The organism is Leptolyngbya sp. KIOST-1 (assembly GCF_000763385.1).
Lineage (GTDB): Bacteria > Cyanobacteriota > Cyanobacteriia > Phormidesmidales > Phormidesmidaceae > Nodosilinea.
This window is the reverse complement of sequence record NZ_JQFA01000002.1, coordinates 1,726,203-1,742,513: the sequence shown is the minus strand read 5'-3', so window position 1 is coordinate 1,742,513 and position 16,311 is coordinate 1,726,203. Positions and strand designations below refer to the sequence as shown.

The window sequence follows — 16,311 nt, the reverse complement described above, 5'->3', positions numbered from 1 at the left end:
TTGGCTGCCGCCTATCCTACGCGGTTGGCTGCAAGATTCTGTAAGCATGAATACTCAACGGGGGCGATCGCTGCGACATCTGGTCAGGCCCTTCTCAAACCCTGGTACCGTATTAAAAGCGAGCTTCCCTGGGGCTAACACGATGGATTTGGCCGACATCACCTACTTTTTTGACTGCTGCATGGGGCAGTGGTCGATTGAGCGCACCTACCACTACATCGCTCAGCAGGAGATTGAGCGATCGCACACCGACTTTCGGGTCGATCCCATCACCCCCGAGCTGCGGCGCAAGGTGCTGGCCGACAACGGCTACGACCCGGTTGAAAACATTGACCAGTTGCCCGGCTTTCAGCTCGCCTTTCACACGGTCTCGGACCGGGGTGAAGAAGTCTCCCAGGAGCTGCGGGCGCTGTTTGTGCCCAAGCAGCAGGAAGGGACGGTGCTGAGTGGCGACTACCTGCGCGATCGCGCCTACGAAGAGGACCGCCCGATTGTGTCCAGCTTCACCTACGACCAGAGCAACCGTGAACTGCTCATGACGACCCCCTACACAAAGGTCATTTCGGTTGACTCCATTTTGCTGATCAACCCCAACATGCGCATTCGCCGCATTCTCAACTACCAGCGCCCCGCCGAGGGAGAGGCACTGGACACCCTGGTGCTGGTTGGGTTTGGGGTCGAACAAAAGGTGGACTAGCAGGCGGCTAAACAAAGGTGCACATCAAAAAATCAGCGCCTCCCGCAGGGGCAAACGGCCACTTGCCCCTGCGGGAAGCCTCAATTCAGCAACGCCCAAAGCATTAGGCCCACCTGCTAAAGGTGGGCCTGATTTTCATGCGGATGGCGAGACTCGAACTCGCACAGCGTAAGCCACACGCCCCTCAAGCGTGCGTGTCTACCAATTCCACCACATCCGCTGGTGATGTTCTGAGCGGTATCGACCGGGCAGCCTGAGGAAAGCGGCTCCCGAGCACCAGCTCAGATATATAAGAGTAAACCATAATGGCCGCATTGTAAGAGCACATGGCAGCAATATTTATCGCGCTGGCTCCGGGCCAACACCATGATAGAATCAGCGACCGTCGTCATCGTATGATGCTGTTTGTGGTCGGTTGCACTAGTGGGCTGGGATTGCTTAGCTAGGCTGCTAACGCCAAAACTCAATGGTCTCTCGCTATTTGCCCTACGTACATGCGCTTTTCCAAGATTTTGATTGCCAACCGGGGAGAAATCGCGCTACGCATTCTCCGGACCTGTGAAGAAATGGGCATAGCCACCGTTGCGGTTCACTCCACGGTCGATCGCCACGCCCTGCATGTACAGCTAGCCGATGAGGCCGTCTGTATTGGCGAGGCCCCCAGCCAAAAAAGCTACCTCAACATTCCCAACATCATCGCCGCCGCCCTGACCCGCAACGCCAGCGCCATCCACCCCGGCTACGGCTTTTTGGCTGAAAACGCCCGCTTTGCCGAAATCTGCGCCGACCACCAGATTGTCTTTGTCGGCCCGTCCCCCGACTCCATTCGCAAAATGGGCGACAAGTCGACCGCTAAGGAGACCATGCAAAAGGTGGGGGTGCCCACGGTGCCCGGCAGCGGTGGCCTGCTGACTGACGAGGCCGAGGCCTACAAGGTGGCCAGCGAGATTGGCTACCCGGTGATGATCAAAGCCACCGCAGGCGGCGGCGGCCGGGGCATGCGCCTGGTCAACAGCGAGGCGGATCTGATCAAAGCCTTCATGGCGGCTCAGGGGGAGGCCCAGGCGGCCTTTGGCAACCCCGGCGTCTACATGGAAAAATTCATCGATCGCCCCCGCCACATCGAGTTTCAGATCTTGGCCGACAGCCACGGCAACGTGGTGCACCTGGGCGAGCGCGACTGCTCGATCCAGCGGCGGCACCAGAAGCTATTGGAAGAAGCCCCCAGCCCCCGCCTCACCCCCGCTCAGCGCGAAAAAATGGGGGCCGCTGCCGTCCTCGCCGCCCAATCGATCAACTACGTGGGGGCGGGCACCGTGGAGTTTCTGGTCGATAGCCAGGGCAACTTTTACTTTATGGAGATGAACACCCGCATTCAGGTCGAGCACCCCGTCACCGAAATGATCACAGGGATCGACCTGATTGCCGCCCAGCTCCGCATTGCCCAGGGGGAAAAGCTGCCCTTCACCCAGGCAGATATTCAAATTCGCGGCCATGCGATCGAGTGCCGCATCAACGCCGAAGACCCTGACCACAACTTTCGCCCCAACCCCGGTCGTATCAGCGGCTACCTGGCCCCCGGCGGCATGGGTGTGCGGATGGATTCCCACGTCTACACCGACTACGAAATTCCGCCCTACTACGATTCGCTGGTGGGCAAGCTGATTGTCTGGGGGCCCGATCGCCCCACGGCGATCAACCGCATGCGCCGCGCCCTGCGCGAGTGCGCCATCACCGGCCTGCCCACCACCATTGGCTTTCACCAGAAGGTTCTGGAAAACGCCAACTTCCTCAGCGGCGATGTCTACACCAATTTTGTTGTCGAGATGATGGCGATTAAATAGCTAAACGGGAATAACGGCAGGGTGCGTTGGGCAGCCAAATTCCTCGACAGTAAATTGCTGAGCTGACTCCCGCCGTCACGCACCGCGCACGAAAATAGCAAATGTTTGCAGGCCTGTCCTGGCCCAGGTTGCGGATGAGAGTTCGCCCTGTCAAAGCGGTGGTGGGTTACGGCCATGCCAAAAGCCGGAGTGCTAAGCCAGAACTGGTCTAGGGCCTAAACCCACCCTCCAGGGAGCCTGTGAGACTCGGAGGCGAATCTACCCAAGCATCCGCAGCAGCCCCTGCTGCCCGACCAGAATCTCGCGCAGCAGCGTGACAATGCCCACCCAGATCACCGGGGCAATATCGACGCCGCCGATGGGGGGAACCAGCTTGCGCATGGGGGCCAGGAACGGCTCGGTGGGCCAGGCGACCAGGACAAAGGGCAGCTTGGCGAGGTCCGCCTGGGGATACCAGGTGAGCACAATGCGAAAAATAAACAGCAGGGTCATCAGCCCCAGCAGCAGACCTACGCCCAGGTTCAGCACTTGTGTTGCGGCCACGGTTGCCCTCCAAAAAACGCCATTGCAATATGTACAATTCTAAAGCGTTACCCCGCCTATTCCCGTCCCAGGTTGCTCCCAGCCCGATCTGGAGTTGAGTGGGTCACGGCAAATGGGGCAAATATAGTGCGATCGCGCCTCTGAAGCTATGGGCAGGGGACATAACTTGATCAATAATGGTCAGTAACAATTTGTCTAAATCACTATTCAGGACAAGGGCATATGACACCGTCTTTAGCCAACTTCTTGCTCAGCCTTGTGGCTGGAGCCGTGATTATCGTGATCCCTGCCAGCGCTTTTCTGTTTTTTGTTAGCCAGCGCGACAAAATCCAGCGCCAGTAGGGGATGGGGTTGTCCCCCAGGTATAGGTCTGGGGGCACAACTTGTCAGCTTTGCGGTCGGGAACCCTATCGGTGTTCCCGATTTTTTCGTTAAGTCGGCTAGAATTAACGTGTTCGGTTGGCAGAGGCGTCTTGAGAGGAATTTGCCGTGAATTTTGGTACCCCCGTCCCCCTGCTGCTGGGCATCTTTATGGTGATCTGCGCTGTGGCCCTGTTCTTTTTAGACCGGCTCAAGCCCGGCTACGAGCGCGACTCCGATAAGGTTTACGCCATTCTATTTCTGCTGTCAGGGGTGTTCCTGCTGGGCAACCTGACCATGGACATCATCCCCTCCTTTCAGCAAATGCTGATGGTGGGCATGCTGGTGTCGCTGATGATCCAAAACATCAACTCCAGAACTCCGGTCACTCTGCGCTCCGGCCCCATGACCGATGGGGGCGACTACGGCGGTGGCTATCGCCCCCCTAGTCGGGGTGGTCGTGCCCCGGCCTACGCGCCAGACAACCGCACCAACCTGCGGGCTGAACTCGACCGCCGCGATTACGGCCCCGCCGACCCCTACAGCCGCCCCCGCCCCATGCTGGAGGGGCGCGGTGAGCCGAGCGGTCGCCCGCCCTACAACGCCGATGTCTATGGCGACGGTCGCCCCATGCGCCCCAACGACGGCCCCATCGATCGCCCCCCAATGGGCGATCGCCCGCCGCTAAACGGTCCCATGGACGGCCCCGATGGCCCGCCCTACTACGGCAATGCCCCCCGCCCCAGCGACGATCGCGTGCGCCGTCGTCGTCCGCCCAAGAGCCGCAGCGAGTACAACGATCGCTACCGCCTTGACCCCGGCCCACCGCCGCGGGAATACCGCCCCGATCGCGATCAGCTCTAGAATCGCAACCATTTACTTCTCTTTATTCATCTGTTGGCTTTATTGCGGTCATTGCTTTGTCGCCTTTGCCCACTACCTTCGACACCGCGACCATTGCCGGGACAGCCCTGTGGGCGATCGCGTTCTACCTGGGCGGCTCCCCCTGGGCCGATCGCCTGATTACGACCTTTGAAGGCTGGCTGGGGACGGGGTCTCCAGCGGCATCGCTGCTCAGCATCGTGCCGTTTTTGCTGGTGGGTGGCCTGGTCTACTACGCCTTGCTCCTGTCCCTGGGCGGTAGCTGGGCGGTGAGCCTGGGCGTGATCTCAGCCATGGGCTGCGGCGTGTACGAGCTGGGGCGGCGCAACGGTCAGGCCTCCGACTGAGCAGAAGGGCCAGGCTCCAGCTTCTCGCTAGGCCAATTCCTGATGACGAAAGCAGTCGAGGGTGTGGTCATTGACCATGCCTGCGGCCTGCATGTAGGCATAGCAGATGGTGGAGCCGACAAAGGTAAAGCCGCGCTGCTTCAGGTCTTTGCTCATGGCGTCTGAGGCAGCGGTGCGGACCGGCACCTCCGCCAGGGTTGACCAGCGGTTTTGCACGGTTTCGCCCTCGACAAACTGCCAGATGTAGCGATCGAAGCTGCCGAAGCGCTCCTGTACCTGGAGAAACGACTGGGCGTTGCGGGTGGCGGCGGCAACCTTGAGCCGATTGCGGACTATGCCTGGGTTTTGCAGCAGGTGCTGGTGTTTGGCCCCGTCGTAGCGGGCGACAGCCTCGGGGTCAAAGCCATCGAAGGCGACGCGGAAGTTTTCGCGCTTACGCAGAATGGTAATCCAGCTCAGCCCGGCCTGAAACCCATCCAGCAGGATGAACTCAAAGTGTTTGCGATCGTCGTGCAGCGGTACACCCCACTCGGTGTCGTGGTAATCGATTTCGATGGGGTCGGCGTGGACCCAGCCGCAGCGGGGCAAATCGTCGGAGGGAAGGGGCATAGGCCGTTTTTGAGCGCAAGTTAATGCAATTGTACTGGCCGGAGCGGCAGATGGTTGACCTATGGCCGGGGCGATCGCGGATATCCCTGGGTTGCTTCCTTAAACAATCCCTACCCGGTCCGCCAGGACTGCAATTGATCGTTAGTATGGAAAATGTCCTTGCGTTCAAAGAGCACCTATGTCTACCGCTGCTGCTCCCGTCCAGTCGATGGATGACACCAAACATGGTCTGCCCGTCACGATCATTACCGGCTTCTTGGGCAGCGGTAAAACCACCCTGCTAAACCACATTCTGGCCAACCAGGAAGGGCTTAAAACCGCCGTGCTGGTGAATGAGTTTGGCGAAATTGGCATTGACAACGACCTGCTGATCGCCACCGAAAACAGCGACGACACCATGGTCGAACTCAGCAACGGCTGCATCTGCTGCACCATCAACAATGACCTGATGGAGGCGGTGTACAAGGTGCTGGAACGCCAGGACAAGATTGACTACCTGGTGGTTGAAACCACCGGCTTGGCCGACCCGCTGCCCATTGCGCTGACTTTTTTGGGCACCGAGCTGCGGGATTTGACCCGGCTGGACTCGATCGTGACGGTGGTGGATGCCGAAAACTACAGCCTGGACCTCTTCAACAGCCAGGCCGCCCACAACCAGATCGCCTACGGCGACATTATTTTGCTCAACAAGGCCGACCTGGTGGACGATGCCGACCTGGATTTGCTGGAGGTGAAAATTCGCGATGTGAAGGAGGGGGCGCGGATTTTACGCACCACCAAATCCGAGGTGCCCCTGCCGCTGATCCTCAGCGTGGGTCTGTTTGAGTCGGACAAATACTTTGGCGGTGACAGCGCCGAGGCCGCCCACGACCACGATGATCATGGCCATGATCATCATGACCACGATCATCACGGCCACGATCATCACGGCCATGACCACGGGGCCCACGACCACAGCAACTGCGATCACGACCACGGCCACTGTGAGCACGACCACGATCATGGGCACGATCATGATCACGGGCACGGGCACTATGCCTCGGACCACCTGGCCATCGACGGCTTTACCTCGCTGTCCTTCGCCAGCGATCGCCCCTTTGCCATTCGCAAGTTTCAGCACTTTTTAGACAATCAGCTGCCGGAGTCGGTGTTTCGGGCCAAGGGCATTCTCTGGTTTGACGAAAGCCCCAAGCGCCACATCTTTCACCTCAGCGGCAAGCGCTTTTCCCTCGACGATGACGAGTGGACCGGCGCGCCCAAAAATCAGCTGGTGCTGATTGGCCAAAACCTGGACCACGACACCCTGCGATCGCAGCTGAATGCCTGCCTGGGCATGCCCACTGTCAAGCGAGGGCTGGGCTTTGGTAAGTAGCAAAGGCATGAAACGGCGAGACTTTGCCCACTTGCTGGGCCTGGGCCTGCTGGCGGGTTCCCTGCCTGTCGCGATCGCCGCCTGTCAGGCTGAGCCAGCCGCTGAGGCTGACCCGGCCGCCGATGCCGACGGGTTTGTGCCCATCGGTACGGTGGCCGACCTCGATGCGGAGGGATTTTTGGCCAATCGCAATCTCCAGGGCAACAACCTGGTTGTAATTCGCGATCCCAGCGCGCCCGACACGGTCCTGGCGCTCAGTGCAGTCTGCACCCACTCGGGCTGTACAGTTCCCTGGGACAGAGAGCAGGGCCTGTTTGCCTGCCCCTGCCACGGCGGTCGCTTCAACCCCGATGGCACCGTCAACTCTGGCCCGCCACCGCGCCCTCTGGCTACCTTTGCGGCCAGGGTTGACGGCGATCAAGTGCTGGTGAGGGTTTGACCGCCGACGGGCCCCGTTAACCCCTGCGCCTTACCCCCCTGAACTCGTTCCTGCCTCCACTGCCCCCATCGGTATGTTCTCCTCCCGGCGCCATGACTGACCCTGGCACTCAGCTTCACCCCGACTGTTTGGCCTGCCAGATTTTGGCTGGCACGCAGACGGTACCCGGCGGCACCATTGCCGAGAACCCCTGGTGGGTAGCCGACCACTGCGTTGGCCCCTACGGGCTGGGGGCGGTCGTGATCAAGACCCGCACCCACCGCGAAAACCTGTGGGATCTATCGATGGCGGAGTCGGCCTCCCTGGGACCGTTTTTGCAGCAGATGTCAGAGGCGATCGCCCTAGCCATGGGAGCGGAGCGGGTCTACGTCGGCCTCTGGGTAGACCAGCCCCCCTACCACGTACACTTCGTGCTGCAGCCTCGCTACCCCGACGGCCACCATCCCGAGGAACTTGGCCTCAAGGGCCTGGAGCTACAGGTATTTCGTACCCTGGGTAAACCTCCGTCCCAGGCTGATATGGCCGCCGCCGCTGAGCAAATTCGAGCGGTGTGGCGACAAAGGGTTGCCCCCCCAGCCAAATGCGAGTCGTAGTCCAGCGGGTAATGGCCTCCAGCGTGGCCGTCGATGGCCAGATCGTAGGCCAGATTGGCCGGGGGCTAAATCTGCTGGTGGGCCTGGCCCCCACAGACACTACCGCCGAACTGACCTGGATGGCCCGCAAGTGCCTGGACCTGCGCCTGTTTTCGGCTCCGGGCAGCGATCGCTGGGATTGCTCGGTTCAAGACATTGGCGGTGATCTGCTAGTGATCAGTCAGTTCACCCTCTACGGCGACTGTCGCAAGGGCCGACGGCCCTCCTTTGCCGCAGCCGCCTCCCCGAGCCAGGCCGAGGCTCTGTACGAGGAGTTTGTGGCCCTGCTGCGGACCAGTGGCCTGCGGGTAGAGACGGGGAAATTTGGGGCCATGATGCAGGTCGAGATTCGCAACGATGGACCTGTGACTTTGATTTTGGACCGCAATGGGGTTGACCAACGTTAGGGGCCGTCATCAATTCCAGCTAAAACCCCGATGGTGCAGCGATACGCTAGGCGGGGCTATCGGTTTCGGGCTGGAACAGCGGGGTGGACTGCCAGCGCAGGACTTCGCTCGATCGCCCCAGGACGGGCTCCAGCAACAGCCACTGGTCCTGGCTGTCGCCGCGCCGGAGGTAGAGGTCAAAGTTTCTGGTCTGGCGGCGCTGGGCGGCGGTGAGTGCCCCTCCTCTGAGGTGGTAGGTGCCCGCCACTTCCACCGCGGGCTGGTTGGCCAGGGTCGTCCAGTGGTGGTCGGTGATGCGAATTCGGCCCACCTGGGCCAGGTCGCCGGGGGCCGTGGTGGCATCCAACTGCCGGTAGAGCACCGCCTGGGTTTGGGAGAGTTTTTGGGCGATCGCTGTTTCGACTACGGCCCTGGGCGGTCGGGGGTTAACCAGGCCACAGCTGCCCAGGCAGAAACACAGTATTCCAATGATCAGAATGCGTGCGGGCTGAAATGCTCGATTTCCCATTACCGTTCTCTGCCGATTTCTTGGCTAAACCATCTATCTCCAGGCTACTGCCTGGGGAGACCGGGAGAAAGCTTAGGTTAGATGTATCTGCTGTCCCAACGATTTCACAGCCGGCGACGGCCCACCAGGGCGCGATTGATCGCCGCCAGAATGAACGTGAAGATGGTAGCGCCAATAATTGACCAGATGATGGGAAAGGCCTGGCCCCCAATTTGAAGGGCAAAAAACTCGGGCAAACCAAGGCTGCGAGCCAGCAGCACCCCCAGGTAGGAGCCAATGAACCCCACCACAATCGAGGTCAGGCAGCCCCCCGCTGAATAGCCCGCCAGCGACTGACCAATGCCGCCACAGATGGCGGCCACAACGAGCAAAACCAACAGCTCAAGCAGGTTCACAGGCGCAGCGTCCAACGTCAGGTTAGCCAGAAGCGTAGCGCCAGATGTGGTCCCCCGCCTCTAGCGGCAGACAGAGATTCTGGCGGTAGAGCGGCCGCTCCGGTCAACGGCGAACTATTGCTTGAGGGTGCGGGGATCCAGCGCGTCGCGCAGACCGTCGCCCAGCAGGTTGAAGGCCAGCGATGTCACCACAATTAGAATCGCCGGGGGCCACACCAGCCAGGGCTGCAGCACCAGAATGGAGGCGTTGGTGGCCAGGGTGAGCATGTTGCCCCAGGAGGCGTCGGGCTGCTGAATGCCCAAACCAATGAAGCTCAGCACCGCCTCCGCCAGAATGAAGCCGGGAATCGCCAGGGTGGCGGCAATAATGCCGTAGGTGGCGGTCTGGGGCAGAATGTGGCGGGTGATGATGTACAGAGGTCGCCCGCCCATCACCCGACTGGCCTGGACAAACTCCTGCTCTTTGATCGACAGCACCTGGCCGCGAATCACCCGCGCCAGCCCGGCCCAGCCCACCAGCGAAGTGATCAGCACAATCAGCAGAAACCGCTGGGTGCTGGAGATGCCTGCGGGCAGCACCGCCGCCAGCGCCACCAGCAGATAGATACTGGGAATCGTCATCAGCACTTCCACCAGGCGCATCAGCACAGCGTCTACCGCCCCGCCAAAGTAGCCCGCCAGCCCCCCCACCAGCATGCCCAGCGGAAAGGAGATGGCGATGCCAATCAGGCCCACGCTGAGGCTGACCCGACTGCCGTGGATGAGGCGACTAAACTGGTCCCGGGCCTGCTCGTCGGTGCCCAGCAGGTTGATGCGGGCTGGGCCAGCGGTATCGAACAGGGTGAGCCGCCCCTGGTCGTTGCGGTGCAGAAGCCGCAGGGCCGAGGGCTGGGTGCGATCGACGATAATTTCGCGCTCGCCGGTCTCCAGATCCACGGGCCCCTGGGTGGTGGGGTAGACGTGGGGAAAGAACCGCCCGGTTTCGGCGTCGCGCCAGTACACCTGGGTCGGGGGCAGCAGCGAGCCGTTGAGCTGCGATTCGTAGGGGCTGTAGGGGGCGAAAAAATCGGCTCCCAGGGCCACCACGTAGAGGCCAATCAGCAGAATGGCCCCCACCTGGGCCAGGCGATTCGTTTTAAGCTTGCGCCACCAGGTCATAGCAGTAGGTCACAGCAGTACTAGGTGTGGATGACGGTTTGCTCGTTCTCCACCATGAACACGTTTGAATAGAGGTTAGCAATAATTTGCTTCCCTTCCTGGGTGAGCGACAGATAGCGCAGTCCGTCCTGAATGTAGGGGTGCACCACATTCCAGTAGAACTTGGGGTAGTTGGCCCGCAAATCGCCAGGATGACTGTAGCCCAGGTACTTATTCTGACCCGTTTCTTCGAATTCGTAGTAGAGGGCGGCAATTTTTTTCAGATAGCGGGGGTCGCTGAGCTGACCGATCAGGTCCGCCGCCCGCACCAGCCCCGGAAAGTTCTGGGTGTCCTGGTGGTCTTCCTCCTTGGGCACTGGAAAGCGGGTCAGCTCGATATTGCGCTTGATGGCTTCGGCCTCGATCACGGGGTTGCCGCCAAACCGCTCTTCGATAAAGCGCTTGCCCCGGTCGACATGGTAGGGGGTGAGGGAGGCGTCGGAGGCCCCCGGCTGCAGCATCACCATTTCGTCGCCCTGCCCGGTGGAGTAGAGGTGGTTGCGGTCCTGGTCGTTGCGGCAGACCCCTTTGACGTAGCCAATGTCGTGGCAGACCAGGGAGATCACAAAGTGCATCCAGTCTTTGCAGGTGACGCCGCCCTCGCGAATGTGCTTGCCCCGCAGAATTTCCTGACCTACCAGGGCTACTAGAACGGTGTGCTCGACGTTGTGGTAGAGGGCATCGCTGTTGGCGATATTCTCCAGGGCCATGCTGCCAGCCCAGGCGATGATGTCTTCGTAGTCGGGGTTTTGGCCACCGTAGGTGCGGTGATACCCAACCCGCAGCTTCTCTACAAAGTCACTGATGAGGATTTCGGTGGCGTTAAACATTCCCAAGACCTGCCTTTTTGAGAGTCGAGTCGCTGGCGTGAGGGATCAGGGACGACGGGGTAGACAAAGCTCACGCGGTGGATATCTTGCTATTAGACCAAACCTTCCCGGTTCAGGGTGTGATGCAAGTCAGTGAAAACGCTGAAGTTAATGGTCTAAACCGGGGGAAAAGGGCAATTCTATCGACAAATCAAGCGATCCCAAGGATGGGATCGTTTAAGCCATAATGGAAAAATAAACATTTCGTAACTTGTCGAACGCTATCTCTGAGGGTGTGCTCGTGCCAGATCTCCCGTCCGCTACTCCCTCGGAGAAGGCGGCTGCTTCATCGGTTGAACAGGATATGACTTACTATAGCGAGGCCGCTTCGGGCCGCCCACAACGTCGTCAATGGTCGGGCCTCCTGCTGGGGCTGGGCGCTGGGGTACTGCTAACGCTGGTGGGCACCCGGCTGCTGGGCGGGCGAGAGGGGGCACCAGAGACCGCTGAGCCACCCCCAACGGTAGCGACTCAGACGGTGACCGTGGCCACTGCTGCCTCAGCGACCGTGGCCGACACCCTGGCTATCAACGGCACCGTGCAGGCGATCGACCTGCTCTCCATAGCGCCCCAGGCCAGCGGGTTGCAGATTCGGCAAATCTTGGTGCGGGAAGGAAACCCGGTCAGCGCTGGCCAGGCGATCGCGGTTCTGGACGATGCCACCCTCCAGGCGGACCTGCGTCAGGCCCAGGCCCAGCTGTCGGTGTCCCAGGCCCAGGTGGGCCAACAGCAGGCCAGCCTGGCTCAGGCCCAGGCCAGCCTGGCGGAGGCCCAGGCCAACCTCGCTCGCATTCAGACGCTGGCCGATCGCGGGGCAGTCAGCCAGCAGGAGCTGACCCGCCAGGGTACCGAGACTGCCAACGCCCGAGAGTCGGTGAGGCTGGCCCAGGCCCAGGTCCAGAGTGCCGAGGCGGGGGTGCGATCGCAGCAGGCCGCCATCGATCGCCTGCAAACCCAGCTGACTCAGACCACCGTGCGGGCTCCAGTGGCGGGCGTGATTGCCGAGCGCCTGGCCACCGTTGGCGATGTGTCCTCGCCGGGCACGCCGATCGTGACGCTGATCCAAAACAACCAGCTGGAGCTGGCGGCGGAGGTGCCCCAGGCCCAGCTGGGCCAGATCGCGATCGGGGCTCCGGTGGCCATCACTTCGACCACCGATGGCCGCATTCGGCTCCAGGGTACGGTGAGCTCCATCGACCCGGTGGTGGATGCGACCACTCGGGTGGCGACCGTCAACGTCACCCTGCCCGCCAACGAGCTGCTGCGGCCCGGCATGTTCCTGCGCGGCGACATTACCACCAGCTCCCGCCAGGGGCTGACCATTCCCGCCAGCGCCCTCCAGCCCCAACCCGACGGCACCACCCAGGTGTTTGTGCTGGGCGAAGGCGCTGTGGTCGAGGCCCGCACGGTGGAGTTGGGCAACCGCATCGCCGCCAACGGTGAGCAAGCCGCTCGGGTCGAAATTCTCCAGGGCCTGCAATCTGGGGAACAGGTAGTCACCTCTGGCGTCGGGTTCTTGCAGGATGGCGATGTGGTGACGGTGGTGGACGGGTAATGGGTGAGGGGTAGGGGGGTGGATGGGTGGATGGGATTCGTAGGCTACATTCGGCAGCCCCTCACCCCTGCTTCTTCCCTTTCAATCCCCGCCCGCCAATGCACCCCCCACCCGTGCCGTGCCCCCTTACCCTTGGGACGTTACGGCCAAGCCGAAAAAAGGGGCTATTGTCCTTACTCTGACGCGGCCTAATTTGCACTGTGCCCCTTGTCACCCTATTACCTAGGCCTAACTGCTCGCAGCGGTGCATTACGGCCAGCCCGGGAGTCATTGCTTGGAGCATTGATCGGCCTCCGGCCTAATGCACCCTACGAACCCTTTCACCTCTTCACCTCTTCACCCTTCACACCTACCCATCTACCCGCCCACCCATCCACCCGCCCACCCAACTACCTCTCCCCATGAACCTCTCCGGCTGGTCCATCCGTCGCCCGATTCCCGTCATCGTCCTCTTCCTGGTGCTTACCCTGGGAGGGCTCGTCGCCTTTGGGCAACTGGGCATCGACGAGAACCCCAACATTGAGTTTCCGGCGATCACCGTCACCGTCACCCAGACTGGGGCGGGGCCGGAGGAGCTGGAGACCCAGGTGACCCGTCCCATCGAGGACGCTGTGGCGGGGCTAGGGGACATCGACGAAATTCGCTCCACCGTGCGGGACGGGTCCTCCACCACGGTGATCTCATTTATTCTCGGCACCGACGTGGACCGGGCCACCAACGATGTGCGCGATGCAGTGACGCGGATTCGCCAGGACCTGCCCGGCACGATTCAGGAGCCGGTGATTCGGCGGCTGGAGTTTGGCGGCGGCGTGATTATGACCTACGCCGTGACCTCTGCCCAGCGATCGGTGGAGGAACTCAGCGACCTGGTGGACCGCACCATTAGCCAGGAGATTTTGACCGTGCCGGGGGTGGCGCGGGTGGACCGGGTGGGCGGTGTGGACCCGGAGATTCGCGTTGACCTGGACCCGGAGCGGCTGGACGCCCTGGGCATCACCGCCAGTCAGGTCAATGACCAGATCCGCGCCCTCAACATCAACCTGCCCAGCGGCCGGGCCACCCTGGGCGGCCAGGAGCAGAGCTTCCGCACCCTGGGCAGCGCCGAGACGGTGGACGCGTTCCAGGCGGCGCGGATTGTGCTGCCCAGCGGTACCACGGTACCCCTGACCAGCCTGGGAACGGTAGAGCTGGGCTACGCCGAGGCCCGCCAATCGGCCCAGCTCGACGACCAGCCGGTGGTGGCGTTTCAGATTTTCCGCAGCACTGGCAGCATTCTGGTGTCGGTGGAGGACGGGGTGACGGCGGCGGTGGAGCGGCTGAACCAGACCCTGCCCGAGGACGTCAACATTGACCTGATCTTCACCCGCGCCACGGAGATTCGCGACTCCTACCAGGCCTCCATCGACGCGCTGATTTTGGGCTGTGTGCTGGCGGTGGTGGTGGTGGGCGTGTTCCTGCGGGACTGGCGGGCGACGCTGATCACCGCCACGGCGCTGCCCCTGTCGATCATCCCCACCTTCCTGGTGCTGAACTGGTTTGACTACACCCTCAACAGCATGACCCTGCTGGCGCTGACCCTGGCGGTGGGCAACCTGGTGGACGACGCGATCGTGGAGATCGAAAACGTTGAGCGCCACATTCGCATGGGCAAACGACCCTTCCAGGCGGCTCTGGACTCAACTGCCGAAGTGGGCCTGGCGGTGCTGACCACCACGGCTACCATTGTGGCGGTGTTTCTGCCGGTGGCGTTCATGGGCGGGGTTCCGGGGCAGTTTTTCCAGCCCTTTGGGGTGACGGTGGCAACGGCGACGGTGTTCTCCACGGTGGTGGCGCGGCTGGTGACGCCGATGATGGCGGCCTACCTGCTGAAGGCCAAGCCCCGCACCATTTTTGAGGGCGAGTCGATGGAGGCGCTGACCGGACGGCCTGGCCCCTACCGACGGCTGCTGGGCTGGGCGCTGCGCCACCGGGGGCTGACCCTGGCGATCGCCCTGGTGTTTTTCATCGGCAGCCTGCAACTGGTGCCCTTCATTCCCACCAACCTGTTCGACGCCAGCGATGCGGGCCTCTCCACCATCACCGTGGAGCTGCCGCCGGGGGCCACCCTGGCGGACACCCAGCGAGTGACCGCCCAGCTCAGCGAGGGGCTGCGGACCAGCCCCTCGGTGGCCTCGGTGCTCACCACCGAGGGCGGCGAGGACGGCGTCAACCAGGCCACGGTCTACGCTCGGCTGCTGCCAAGGAACGAGCGCGACCTCTCCCAGGGCCAGTTTGAGCAGGAGATTCGGCCTCTATTCGCCGAGGTGCCCGGTGCCCGCATCACCTTCCAGAGCCGGGGGGCGGGGGGCGAAAGCAGTGACCTGAGCGTAGTGCTCAAGAGCGACGACCCCGTGGCCCTGCGGGAGGTGTCGGACGCGCTGACGCGGGAGATGCGCGGCGTGCCGGGGCTGGTGGATGTCAGCTCTAGCGCCAGCCTGGTGCGGCCCGAGGTGCAGATCGTGCCGGATCTGGAGCGGGCGGCGGACCTGGGGGTGACGGTACAGGCGATCGCCTCCACCGCCTCCCTGGCCACCCTGGGGGCCAGCGACGCCAACTTGGCGGACTTCAATTTGGGCGATCGCCAGATTCCCATCCGCGTGCAGATCGACCCCGCCTTCCGCGACGACCCCACCCTGCTGGAGACCCTGCGGGTGCCCAGCCAGAGCGGCGAGCTGGTGCCCCTGGCGGCGGTGGCCGACCTGCGCTTTGGCAGCGGCCCGGCCCAGATCAACCGCTTTGACCGCTCCCGCCAGGTGACCGTGGGCGGCAACCTCCAGGGCATCACCCTGGGCCAGGGTCTGGCCCTGGTGGACGAGCTGCCCACCCTGCAAAACCTGCCCGCCAGCGTCACCCAGCAGCCCGCGGGCGACGCCGAAATCATGCGCGACATCTTCAGCCGCTTTTTCCTGGCCCTGGGCACGGCGGTGCTGATGATCTTTGCGGTGCTGGTGCTGCTGTACAACAGCTTTATCTACCCGATGGGGGTGATGGCGGCGCTGCCCCTGTCCGTGGGCGGGGCGTTGATGGGGCTGCTGATTTTCCAAAAGCCCCTGGGCCTGTTTGCCCTGATCGGCATTGTGCTGCTGATGGGTCTGGTGACCAAAAACGCCATTCTGCTGGTGGACTACGCCCTGATGGCGCTGCAGCAGGGCAAAACCCGCAAGACAGCGGTGATGGAGGCTGGAGTCACCCGCCTGCGCCCGATTCTGATGACCTCGATTTCTACGATGGCGGGGATGGTGCCCATTGCCCTGGAACTGGGGGCCGGGGGCGAAACCCGCAGCCCGATGGCGATCGCCGTGATCGGCGGCTTTACCACCTCCACGCTGCTGACCCTGGTGGTGGTGCCGGTGCTGTTTACCTACATTGAGCAGCTGAATGGTGCGATCGCCAAGCTGTTTGCCCGCTTCCGAGGCCAAGACGGCGGCCCCACCCCGCCCGCTGCCCCAGAAACTTCGCCCAAGGAATATACGTTGAGCAAATAGCCGTATAATAGGAGTCCGTTGGTGGCTTAGAGCCGCAGCGGCACTCCTGCGGGTGTAGTTCAGTGGTAGAACGTCAGCTTCCCAAGCTGAATGTCGTCGGTTCGAGTCCGATCACCCGCTTTAATCTGAAG

The 16,311-nt window shown here is 62.1% G+C and carries 17 protein-coding genes and 2 tRNA genes; 12 read left to right on the top strand and 7 right to left on the bottom strand.

Annotation, left to right across the window (positions count from 1 at the left end):
* Positions 1-46: 46 nt before the first annotated feature.
* Complete coding sequence (locus tag NF78_RS07625) at positions 47-697, top strand: phycobiliprotein lyase (protein ID WP_263970565.1); 651 nt, start codon at positions 47-49, stop codon at positions 695-697.
* A gap of 138 nt (positions 698-835) precedes the next feature.
* Here NF78_RS07625 and NF78_RS07620 read toward each other — a convergent pair.
* A tRNA-Leu gene (locus tag NF78_RS07620) sits at positions 836-917 on the bottom strand.
* Positions 918-1,191: 274 nt separating this feature from the next.
* On the opposite strand from NF78_RS07620, the gene accC reads away from it, so the two are divergent.
* A complete protein-coding gene (gene accC / locus NF78_RS07615) occupies positions 1,192-2,541 on the top strand; it encodes an acetyl-CoA carboxylase biotin carboxylase subunit (protein ID WP_035985596.1) in 1,350 nt (449 codons plus the stop codon).
* A 258-nt stretch (positions 2,542-2,799) separates the two neighbouring features.
* Here accC and NF78_RS07610 read toward each other — a convergent pair whose 3' ends face one another.
* On the bottom strand, positions 2,800-3,084 hold the full coding sequence (locus tag NF78_RS07610; RefSeq protein WP_035985595.1) for a YggT family protein: 285 nt from the start codon (positions 3,082-3,084) through the stop codon (positions 2,800-2,802).
* A 222-nt stretch (positions 3,085-3,306) separates the two neighbouring features.
* Here NF78_RS07610 and psbX point away from each other — a divergent pair, with 222 nt between their 5' ends.
* From psbX to NF78_RS07595, 3 genes are all read left to right on the top strand, one after another.
* Positions 3,307-3,426 (top strand): photosystem II reaction center X protein, encoded by a 120-nt coding sequence (gene psbX, locus NF78_RS07605; protein WP_035985594.1) that lies wholly within the window; start codon positions 3,307-3,309, stop codon positions 3,424-3,426.
* A gap of 147 nt (positions 3,427-3,573) precedes the next feature.
* Entirely contained in the window at positions 3,574-4,308 is a 735-nt protein-coding gene (locus NF78_RS07600) for a Ycf66 family protein (protein ID WP_035985593.1), read from the top strand.
* 56 nt (positions 4,309-4,364) lie between these two features.
* Positions 4,365-4,673, top strand: coding sequence for a hypothetical protein (locus tag NF78_RS07595; RefSeq protein WP_263970564.1), 309 nt, complete (start codon positions 4,365-4,367; stop codon positions 4,671-4,673).
* A gap of 27 nt (positions 4,674-4,700) precedes the next feature.
* Here the strand turns inward: NF78_RS07595 and NF78_RS07590 are convergent, their stop codons facing one another.
* Positions 4,701-5,282 carry a DNA-3-methyladenine glycosylase I gene (locus tag NF78_RS07590; protein WP_035985590.1) on the bottom strand — a complete coding sequence of 194 codons (582 nt, stop codon included), beginning with the start codon at positions 5,280-5,282 and terminating at the stop codon, positions 4,701-4,703.
* Between the two features lie 178 nt (positions 5,283-5,460).
* Here NF78_RS07590 and NF78_RS07585 point away from each other — a divergent pair, with 178 nt between their 5' ends.
* The 4 genes from NF78_RS07585 (at position 5,461) to dtd (ending at position 8,132) form a co-directional block, all read left to right on the top strand.
* Positions 5,461-6,654, top strand: a complete 1,194-nt coding sequence (locus NF78_RS07585; RefSeq protein WP_035985589.1) for a CobW family GTP-binding protein — start codon at positions 5,461-5,463, stop codon at positions 6,652-6,654.
* A gap of 7 nt (positions 6,655-6,661) precedes the next feature.
* Positions 6,662-7,093, top strand: a complete 432-nt coding sequence (locus NF78_RS07580) for a ubiquinol-cytochrome c reductase iron-sulfur subunit (RefSeq protein WP_035985588.1) — start codon at positions 6,662-6,664, stop codon at positions 7,091-7,093.
* A gap of 92 nt (positions 7,094-7,185) precedes the next feature.
* Positions 7,186-7,686: an HIT family protein gene (locus NF78_RS07575; RefSeq protein WP_035985587.1), complete on the top strand. Its 501-nt coding sequence runs from the start codon at positions 7,186-7,188 to the stop codon at positions 7,684-7,686.
* Positions 7,674-8,132: a D-aminoacyl-tRNA deacylase gene (gene dtd / locus NF78_RS07570; RefSeq protein WP_035985586.1), complete on the top strand. Its 459-nt coding sequence runs from the start codon at positions 7,674-7,676 to the stop codon at positions 8,130-8,132. The genes NF78_RS07575 and dtd overlap by 13 nt, the downstream gene beginning before the upstream one ends.
* 46 nt (positions 8,133-8,178) lie before the next feature.
* Here the strand turns inward: dtd and NF78_RS07565 are convergent, their stop codons facing one another.
* The 4 genes from NF78_RS07565 to NF78_RS07550 all read right to left on the bottom strand — a co-directional run bounded on the left by NF78_RS07565 (position 8,179) and on the right by NF78_RS07550 (position 11,062).
* Positions 8,179-8,640 carry a hypothetical protein gene (locus NF78_RS07565; RefSeq protein WP_035985585.1) on the bottom strand — a complete coding sequence of 154 codons (462 nt, stop codon included), beginning with the start codon at positions 8,638-8,640 and terminating at the stop codon, positions 8,179-8,181.
* A 104-nt stretch (positions 8,641-8,744) separates the two neighbouring features.
* On the bottom strand, positions 8,745-9,035 hold the full coding sequence (locus tag NF78_RS07560; RefSeq protein WP_035985584.1) for a hypothetical protein: 291 nt from the start codon (positions 9,033-9,035) through the stop codon (positions 8,745-8,747).
* Positions 9,036-9,149: 114 nt separating this feature from the next.
* Entirely contained in the window at positions 9,150-10,193 is a 1,044-nt protein-coding gene (locus NF78_RS07555; RefSeq protein WP_035985583.1) for an ABC transporter permease, read from the bottom strand.
* Between the two features lie 20 nt (positions 10,194-10,213).
* Positions 10,214-11,062 (bottom strand): Npun_R2479 family HD domain-containing metalloprotein, encoded by an 849-nt coding sequence (locus NF78_RS07550; protein ID WP_035985582.1) that lies wholly within the window; start codon positions 11,060-11,062, stop codon positions 10,214-10,216.
* Between the two features lie 343 nt (positions 11,063-11,405).
* Here NF78_RS07550 and NF78_RS07545 point away from each other — a divergent pair, with 343 nt between their 5' ends.
* The 3 genes from NF78_RS07545 to NF78_RS07535 all read left to right on the top strand — a co-directional run bounded on the left by NF78_RS07545 (position 11,406) and on the right by NF78_RS07535 (position 16,300).
* Positions 11,406-12,656 carry an efflux RND transporter periplasmic adaptor subunit gene (locus NF78_RS07545; RefSeq protein WP_035985581.1) on the top strand — a complete coding sequence of 417 codons (1,251 nt, stop codon included), beginning with the start codon at positions 11,406-11,408 and terminating at the stop codon, positions 12,654-12,656.
* 401 nt (positions 12,657-13,057) lie between these two features.
* Entirely contained in the window at positions 13,058-16,180 is a 3,123-nt protein-coding gene (locus NF78_RS07540; RefSeq protein WP_035985580.1) for an efflux RND transporter permease subunit, read from the top strand.
* A 48-nt stretch (positions 16,181-16,228) separates the two neighbouring features.
* A tRNA-Gly gene (locus NF78_RS07535) sits at positions 16,229-16,300 on the top strand.
* The last annotated feature ends 11 nt before the right edge of the window (positions 16,301-16,311 follow it).

What these genes read in the sequence shown, in the direction of transcription:
- NF78_RS07625 (WP_263970565.1), top strand. Translation starts at nt 47, where the DNA reads ATGAATACTCAACGGGGGCGATCGCTGCGACATCTGGTCAGGCCCTTC.
- accC (WP_035985596.1), top strand. Translation starts at nt 1,192, where the DNA reads ATGCGCTTTTCCAAGATTTTGATTGCCAACCGGGGAGAAATCGCGCTA.
- psbX (WP_035985594.1), top strand. Translation starts at nt 3,307, where the DNA reads ATGACACCGTCTTTAGCCAACTTCTTGCTCAGCCTTGTGGCTGGAGCC.
- NF78_RS07590 (WP_035985590.1), bottom strand. Translation starts at nt 5,282, where the DNA reads ATGCCCCTTCCCTCCGACGATTTGCCCCGCTGCGGCTGGGTCCACGCC.
- NF78_RS07585 (WP_035985589.1), top strand. Translation starts at nt 5,461, where the DNA reads ATGTCTACCGCTGCTGCTCCCGTCCAGTCGATGGATGACACCAAACAT.
- NF78_RS07580 (WP_035985588.1), top strand. Translation starts at nt 6,662, where the DNA reads ATGAAACGGCGAGACTTTGCCCACTTGCTGGGCCTGGGCCTGCTGGCG.
- NF78_RS07575 (WP_035985587.1), top strand. Translation starts at nt 7,186, where the DNA reads ATGACTGACCCTGGCACTCAGCTTCACCCCGACTGTTTGGCCTGCCAG.
- dtd (WP_035985586.1), top strand. Translation starts at nt 7,674, where the DNA reads ATGCGAGTCGTAGTCCAGCGGGTAATGGCCTCCAGCGTGGCCGTCGAT.
- NF78_RS07565 (WP_035985585.1), bottom strand. Translation starts at nt 8,640, where the DNA reads ATGGGAAATCGAGCATTTCAGCCCGCACGCATTCTGATCATTGGAATA.
- NF78_RS07555 (WP_035985583.1), bottom strand. Translation starts at nt 10,193, where the DNA reads ATGACCTGGTGGCGCAAGCTTAAAACGAATCGCCTGGCCCAGGTGGGG.
- NF78_RS07550 (WP_035985582.1), bottom strand. Translation starts at nt 11,062, where the DNA reads ATGTTTAACGCCACCGAAATCCTCATCAGTGACTTTGTAGAGAAGCTG.
- NF78_RS07545 (WP_035985581.1), top strand. Translation starts at nt 11,406, where the DNA reads ATGACTTACTATAGCGAGGCCGCTTCGGGCCGCCCACAACGTCGTCAA.
- NF78_RS07540 (WP_035985580.1), top strand. Translation starts at nt 13,058, where the DNA reads ATGAACCTCTCCGGCTGGTCCATCCGTCGCCCGATTCCCGTCATCGTC.